Below are 6000 nucleotides of genomic sequence, written 5' to 3'. Positions count from 1 at the left end.
AGCGGCTGTGCTCGCGGTATATCCGCTTGCACAGCCGCTCTCTCTAGGTGTACCTTAGTTGGAATACGTATTGCCTTGCTCGTCGACATAGATCGATTTGACCAACGTACGGCGGAACTTGTGGCCGCTTTCCGTTTCGCCTTCGATTTCTGCCGTTACATTGTAAATGCCCGCGCCTTCAACCGTCGGAATCGCTAGCTCCTCGGCAGGGGAGACGAGTCGTTCTTTTTGCTTAATCCGCTTCGGCTTGCTAATCTTGGGAGCTTTTTTCTTCAGCTTGTCCGACTTCGCATCGGTTTCTACAAAATCTACGCTGTATTGAACCTGTGTACGGCCGTTTTTCAAACCATCGGCCTCCACCTTCAGCTTTTTGCCGTCTGATCCGCGTTTGACTTTCACCTTGGATGGACCCCCGGCCTCATACGCGGCAGTGAAAAGATACGCTGCCGGGCCATCGCTTCCCGCCGTTATTGTCCACTCGCCCGGACTTGGATTCGATAAGGTTGCTGTATGATGCCAAGCGCCTGCAAATATTCCCGTATCCTCGACCGGTTGAACGGGTACGCTTTCCACCGATCCGTCCGGCGCAACGATATCCAGCTTGGTAAGCGGCGTGCTTCCGATCCAGTCAAGCTTGACCGAGTAAACCGCATTTTCCACGGTGAACGTTTCCGAGGCGGAACCCGAATGCTGGCCTCCGCGAATAAAGCTGGAAACTCCGGACTGGTCGCCATCCAGGACCTTCTTAGGAGGCGAAGCGATTTCAACTAGATTTTGCTTCGCATTTGCCGTCTGAAGGACGAGATAGGGCTTAAGCAGATTAAACGTGGCTGTTCCGGTTTTAATGCTCGTATGATTCCAATTTCCTACATTGACCATCTTACCGCCGGGCAAATGAGCGCTGCTGACGGTAACGACGCCGTCATTGGGACCGAAATCCTCCAGATACAATCCGCCGAGGAAATGAGTGAAGCTGCCGTTCGAGAAGTTATTGCCTGCGAATGTGTACACCTTGTTTTTGCCGGCATTGACATGATTGTCCGTGACAGACCGGAAATAGCTCATATACGACGTCTGGACGGATGCCGTTCCAGGGCTTTGATAGCCGATGGCGGTGGCGAGCCAGCCGGCCCAGTCGCTGTAGGCCAGATCGGCCAATTGGGAACCGTGATGCGGGCTGCCCAAGGTTATGACGTTGGACACGTAGGGGTAGGCGTTATAATGGACAAGCGCGGACTGGGTATCGACTCCGCCTTTGCTGTGGGCGACGATGACCAGCTTTTTGCCGAAATGCTGACTGATCTCCTTGATTTTCCCGGCGAGCAGCTCGCCATTATCCCACATGCTCTGGGACGTTCCCGTAATGTCATGAAGATTGATAAAAGCGGTTTGATAGCCGGCGTCATAAGCCTTCTGATACATATCATTGCCGTCGTACCAGGTCTTGGCGCTGCCGTTCAGTCCATGCACGAAAAGAATAGCGGGCTTGTTCGGGTCAATAGCGGCAGGGGACGTACCTGACGTCCAGGAGCCCGGAATACCTCCGGTGTTCGGATTCGTGGGAATGCCTGCATGTACCGGAGCGACGGTCAATGATAAAGCCAAAACAAGTGCGGTTACTGCGGTGGGTAGTTTCTTAAGCATTATTCTCCTCCTTCAAATGTTGGTACTTCTCTATTATAGAGAGGAGGTGTATGGGATTCAATAACTCTAATAGAATATTTTGTTATTTTTATATGAAGGCGGCATTCATGCATCAAATAATAGAGTTTACATAACTTTCGTTATGTAAACAATATATAAGAAGGGTTTCTCATAAATTGAACGTTCCGGGAAAAGGGAAGGGCGGGGGGAGCATGGCTACTTCAAGATCTTGAAGCTGCGGTCGTTCGGAGGACTCGATCATTCGCGCTTACGTGCTGCGCTTACAAGAGGAGTACGGTCAACTGTCGCAAGTGGCTCCAGCACCGTACCCGTTCCTTAAGCTTCTGGATTCTACTTATTATTGCTAAAGCGTTAATTCCTCCTTCCCTAAATATAATTTTTCTTTGGTTTTCTCCTCTAGCTCCGCCTTCATTTCCAGCTTATAGCCTACTCCCCAGATCGTCACAATGCGGAAGATGTCTGTGATCGGCTCGAACCGATAGCGAAGCCGCTTGATGTGGACATCGACCGTCCGGTAGTTCCCGTCGAACTCGGTTCCCCATATTTGCTCGATCAGTTGATTTCGGCTGAATGGCTGTTTCGGATAGCTGGCGAGCTTAAACAAAATCTCGAATTCCTTCAGAGGAAGGACCAGCTGCTTGTCCTCGATTTGAACCTCCTGACTCGTGCGCTTCAATACCATATTGGACAAGGTCAACGTGTCGGACATGGATTTTTTGTACCGGCGCAGGATGGCGCGCGTTCGCATCATAAACTCCATAAGGTTGACGGGCGTTGCGATATAATCGTCGGCTCCGAGCGCGAAGCCTTTGACCATTTGTTCGGGACGCCCAGTAACCATGACCGGGATATCGTCGATCGCGCGAATCTCTTCACAGATACGATGATTGCTGAGCAAGAGTATATCCATCAGCACCAAATCTACCTGAACTCCGTTATACAGCAGGTCGATCGCATCCTCCAGGCTCCTTGCGTCCAGAAGCTTATGCCCTTCCTTTGCCAAAAAATCCCCTACGGTATGCTTAGTTGCCTTGTCTTCAAAAATGAGTAGAATCGTTGGCACTCCTCATAATACCTTTCCTTCCATATATTAGGTATATCCCCTCAGGGTATACTATCATTATTTTTAGGTCTTAAACAAGTAAAACTTTTAATAAAATCACCATGTATTCACAATTTGTTCACTATTTTTTGCTAAATTAGGTGAAGGAATTATAAAAAACATAAAGATAAGGTGAAAATACCATGATATGGGTTTGGTTAGGTATTGCAATTACGCTGGGGGGTACGACCGCTGACTCGGTGTGGCATCTCACCTATGGCTTCCCGGCCGAACAAGGAATTCCATATCCGCATTATATCGTCATGACGGGAATCGTAATGTCGCTTGCCAGTTGTGTGAGCATGCTCCGATTGACGGAGGGCCGCAAGCGATTATGGTGGTTCGGCGCCGTAATGATCGCTCTCGAGCTGTCGGGTTCGCTTTGGGATAATCTCGTTTATCACTCCAGAGGGATATACGGAGCTCCCTTGCAGGAAATTCCCCACACGATGGAAGGGATCGGCGGGATTCTTTGGCTGTTGACAGCACTTGTCATTTCGGTCAACCGAATGATTCAGCGGACCCACGAAAGAACAAGGGGAACCAGGTCCTCGTAATCTTCTGCCGCAAGTAACAATTACATAGACGTAAGCATTTTGACCATTCGAATGGAGGCTGCTTATTTGATGAATGAATTGGCTTTATTTCCGCTCACCTATGCCCAGCGAAGGATATGGTACACGGTACAGATTTATCCGAACTCCCCGATCGCGAATCTGATTGCTACGTCTACCTTCCGTGCGAAGATCGACGTATCCCGGATGCAAGAGGCCGTCAATCGGATCCTCCAGGCTAATGATGCTCTTCGAATTCGAATATACGAAAGCGAGACCGGCGAACCGCAGCAGGCTTTCGTTCCTCATGAACCCTATGTGCTCCCCCTCCTGGATGTAAGGGAAGCCCCGTCTCCCGAGACCGCTGCCCAGGATTGGATAACGGAGCATATCTCTCACGTATTCCCACTTTTTGATACCAAGCTTTATGCCATCTCCCTCCTCCAGGTTGCGGACGAGCAGTACCGTCTGGTCATCAAGCTGCATCATCTGATCACCGACGGCTATTCGCTTGCGACTACCTTGAATGAAATCATGTCTGTCTACACGCAGCTTGTCCAAGGCTCGGATGATCCAGTACAGCTGAAGCCTTCTTATATGGAATATGCAGTCTCCGAGAGGGACTATGAAGCATCCGAACGGTTCCGCAAAGATCGGCAGTACTGGATGCAGACGTTTCGTTCGATCCCCGAACCATCCGATCTAAAACCTTTGCAACCGTTTGCGGGCAGCTCGGCTGCGAAACAGGTGAGATACAGGCTGTCTCATGATCTGCGGGAGAAGGTAAAGGCATTCGGCAAGGAACGGAACCGGAGTCTGTTTACTCTATTTCTAGCGCTTTACAGCATGTATATCCGGCAGATGACCGACAATGAGTCAGTCGTTGTAGGAACCAACTTTACGAACCGGACGAACACCAAAGAGAAGCAGACCATGGGCATGTTCACGAGCACGACGCCGCTTCGGCTTGAGATTTCCGGCGAAACCGACTTCGTGACGCTGCTCGATGACGTGCATCGGCAGCAGATGAGTGTCATTCGGCATCAAAGGTACCCTTACAACCTCATCATGCAGCATGTCAGAGAGCAGGACCCCGATCTGAGCCGGATTTTCTCGATATCGATCCAGTATCAATTCATTGAAACCAACTATTTCGAAGTCTTGCGCAACGAAAGCGATTATATCTTTTCCGGTCATGAGGCGGACGATCTCGTAATCAATATCAAGGAATGGCAAGAAACCGGAGAAATCGACATCAATTATGAATTTCGAACCGATGTATTTACGGATGAAGAGATTCAGCTTATGCACCGGCGGGTCTTCCATCTATTCAGTCAGGCGGTTCATCGCGCGGACCTGCCTCTATCCCGTTATGAGCTTTGCGATCAGGAGGAAATGGCACAGCTTCAGCTTCTTCAACAGAAGCCCGCGCCCGATGACATCGATACGGTCTTTCACGAGCGCTTCGAGCAGCTCGCGCAGCGTTATCCGGACCGTACGGCACTCGTGTTCCAAGGCAGCCGTACAAGTTATCAGGAGCTTGACAGACAGGCCAATCGGCTGGCGCATATCCTGCTCGCGAATGGATTAAGGCCGGAGGACCGCGTGGGGATCCTGCTGCATCGCTCGCCCCAAATGGCCGCCTGTATGCTCGCCATTTGGAAGGCAGGCGGGGCCTATATTCCGATCGAAGCCGCATATCCGGCCAAGCGTATCGAGCAAATCGCCCTCGATGCCGGGATGACGATCCTTCTGACTGAATCAGGCTTGTTGACGGAGGATACAAGGCATGCCGTCCGACACACGCTCGTACTGCAACTGGATGAGCTTGAAGATCGCATCGAAGGCATAACTGACGAGCATCCCGGCATTCCCGCCGAGCTCGGACGCTTGGCCTATGTGATCTATACATCCGGCTCTACGGGACGACCGAAGGGGGCGATGGTCGAGCATTTGGGGATGATGAACCATATGCTCGCCAAGATCGAGGATCTGCCCATCACAGAGGAAAGCGTCGTAGCTCAAAATGCGTCGCATTGCTTTGATATATCGGTGTGGCAAATGTTTGCGGCGCTCTGCACAGGCGGCAGGACCGTAATCTACAGCAATGAGGAGATATGGAAGCCGGATGCGTTTCTTGCTCAGATCGCCCGCGACGGCATTACAATACTCGAGGTCGTTCCCTCGTATCTGGCCGTCATGCTGGACGTTTCTGGGGAATGGAAGCTTCCGTCGCTGCTAGCGCTTATTTCGACCGGCGAAGCATTGAAACGGAATCTGGCGGAGCGCTGGATCCGGCAATATCCGCATATCCCGCTTATGAATGCGTACGGTCCTACGGAGGCATCCGATGATATCACGCATTATGTCATGCACGAGGCGCCGCCCTATGAGACGATTCCGGTAGGCTTCCCGGTCCGGGGGTTTCGGATATATATCGTCGACGCTTACGGCCGGCTGTGTCCGATCGGCGCAAAAGGCGAGATTTGGGTGTCCGGCGCCGGGGTCGGAAGAGGGTATTTGCACGATCCGGAACGAACCCGGGCCGCGTTTATGGAAGACCCTTTTGCGCCGGAGCAGGGTCGCAGGCTGTATAAGACGGGGGACCTGGGCAGATGGCTCCCGGAGGGAGCTATTGAGTTTTACGGACGCATCGATCACCAGGTCAAGGTTAGAGGC

Annotated in this window: 4 protein-coding genes (1 of these 4 cut by a window edge); 2 read left to right on the top strand and 2 right to left on the bottom strand. The window is 51.5% G+C overall.

Annotated features, from left to right (window positions below):
• Nucleotides 1–54 precede the first annotated feature (54 nt).
• Together GSF01_RS07445 and GSF01_RS07440 are read right to left on the bottom strand one after the other, a co-directional pair.
• Nucleotides 55–1644: an esterase/lipase family protein gene (locus tag GSF01_RS07445; RefSeq protein ID WP_159882448.1), complete on the bottom strand. Its 1590-nt coding sequence runs from the start codon at nucleotides 1642–1644 to the stop codon at nucleotides 55–57.
• A gap of 364 nt (nucleotides 1645–2008) precedes the next feature.
• The gene (locus tag GSF01_RS07440) at nucleotides 2009–2728 is read right to left on the bottom strand and encodes a response regulator transcription factor (RefSeq protein WP_159882446.1); all 720 of its coding nucleotides are present in this window, start codon (nucleotides 2726–2728) and stop codon (nucleotides 2009–2011) included.
• A gap of 182 nt (nucleotides 2729–2910) precedes the next feature.
• Here GSF01_RS07440 and GSF01_RS07435 point away from each other — a divergent pair, with 182 nt between their 5' ends.
• Entirely contained in the window at nucleotides 2911–3324 is a 414-nt protein-coding gene (locus GSF01_RS07435; protein WP_159882444.1) for a hypothetical protein, read from the top strand.
• A gap of 69 nt (nucleotides 3325–3393) precedes the next feature.
• Nucleotides 3394–6000: the 5' portion of a non-ribosomal peptide synthase/polyketide synthase gene (locus tag GSF01_RS07430; RefSeq protein ID WP_159882442.1), read on the top strand. 25341 nt of this gene lie beyond the right edge of the window; the window shows 2607 of its 27948 coding nt (coding positions 1–2607); its start codon is at nucleotides 3394–3396; the stop codon falls past the right edge of the window.

The organism is Paenibacillus puerhi (assembly GCF_009846885.1).
GTDB classification, from domain to species: Bacteria; Bacillota; Bacilli; order Paenibacillales; family NBRC-103111; genus Paenibacillus_G; species Paenibacillus_G puerhi.
This window is presented reverse-complemented; position numbering and strand designations above follow the sequence as displayed.

Bases quoted from the DNA above. Each gene is read 5' to 3' on its own strand.
- GSF01_RS07445 (WP_159882448.1), bottom strand. From the start codon at position 1,644: ATGCTTAAGAAACTACCCACCGCAGTAACCGCACTTGTTTTGGCTTTA.
- GSF01_RS07435 (WP_159882444.1), top strand. From the start codon at position 2,911: ATGATATGGGTTTGGTTAGGTATTGCAATTACGCTGGGGGGTACGACC.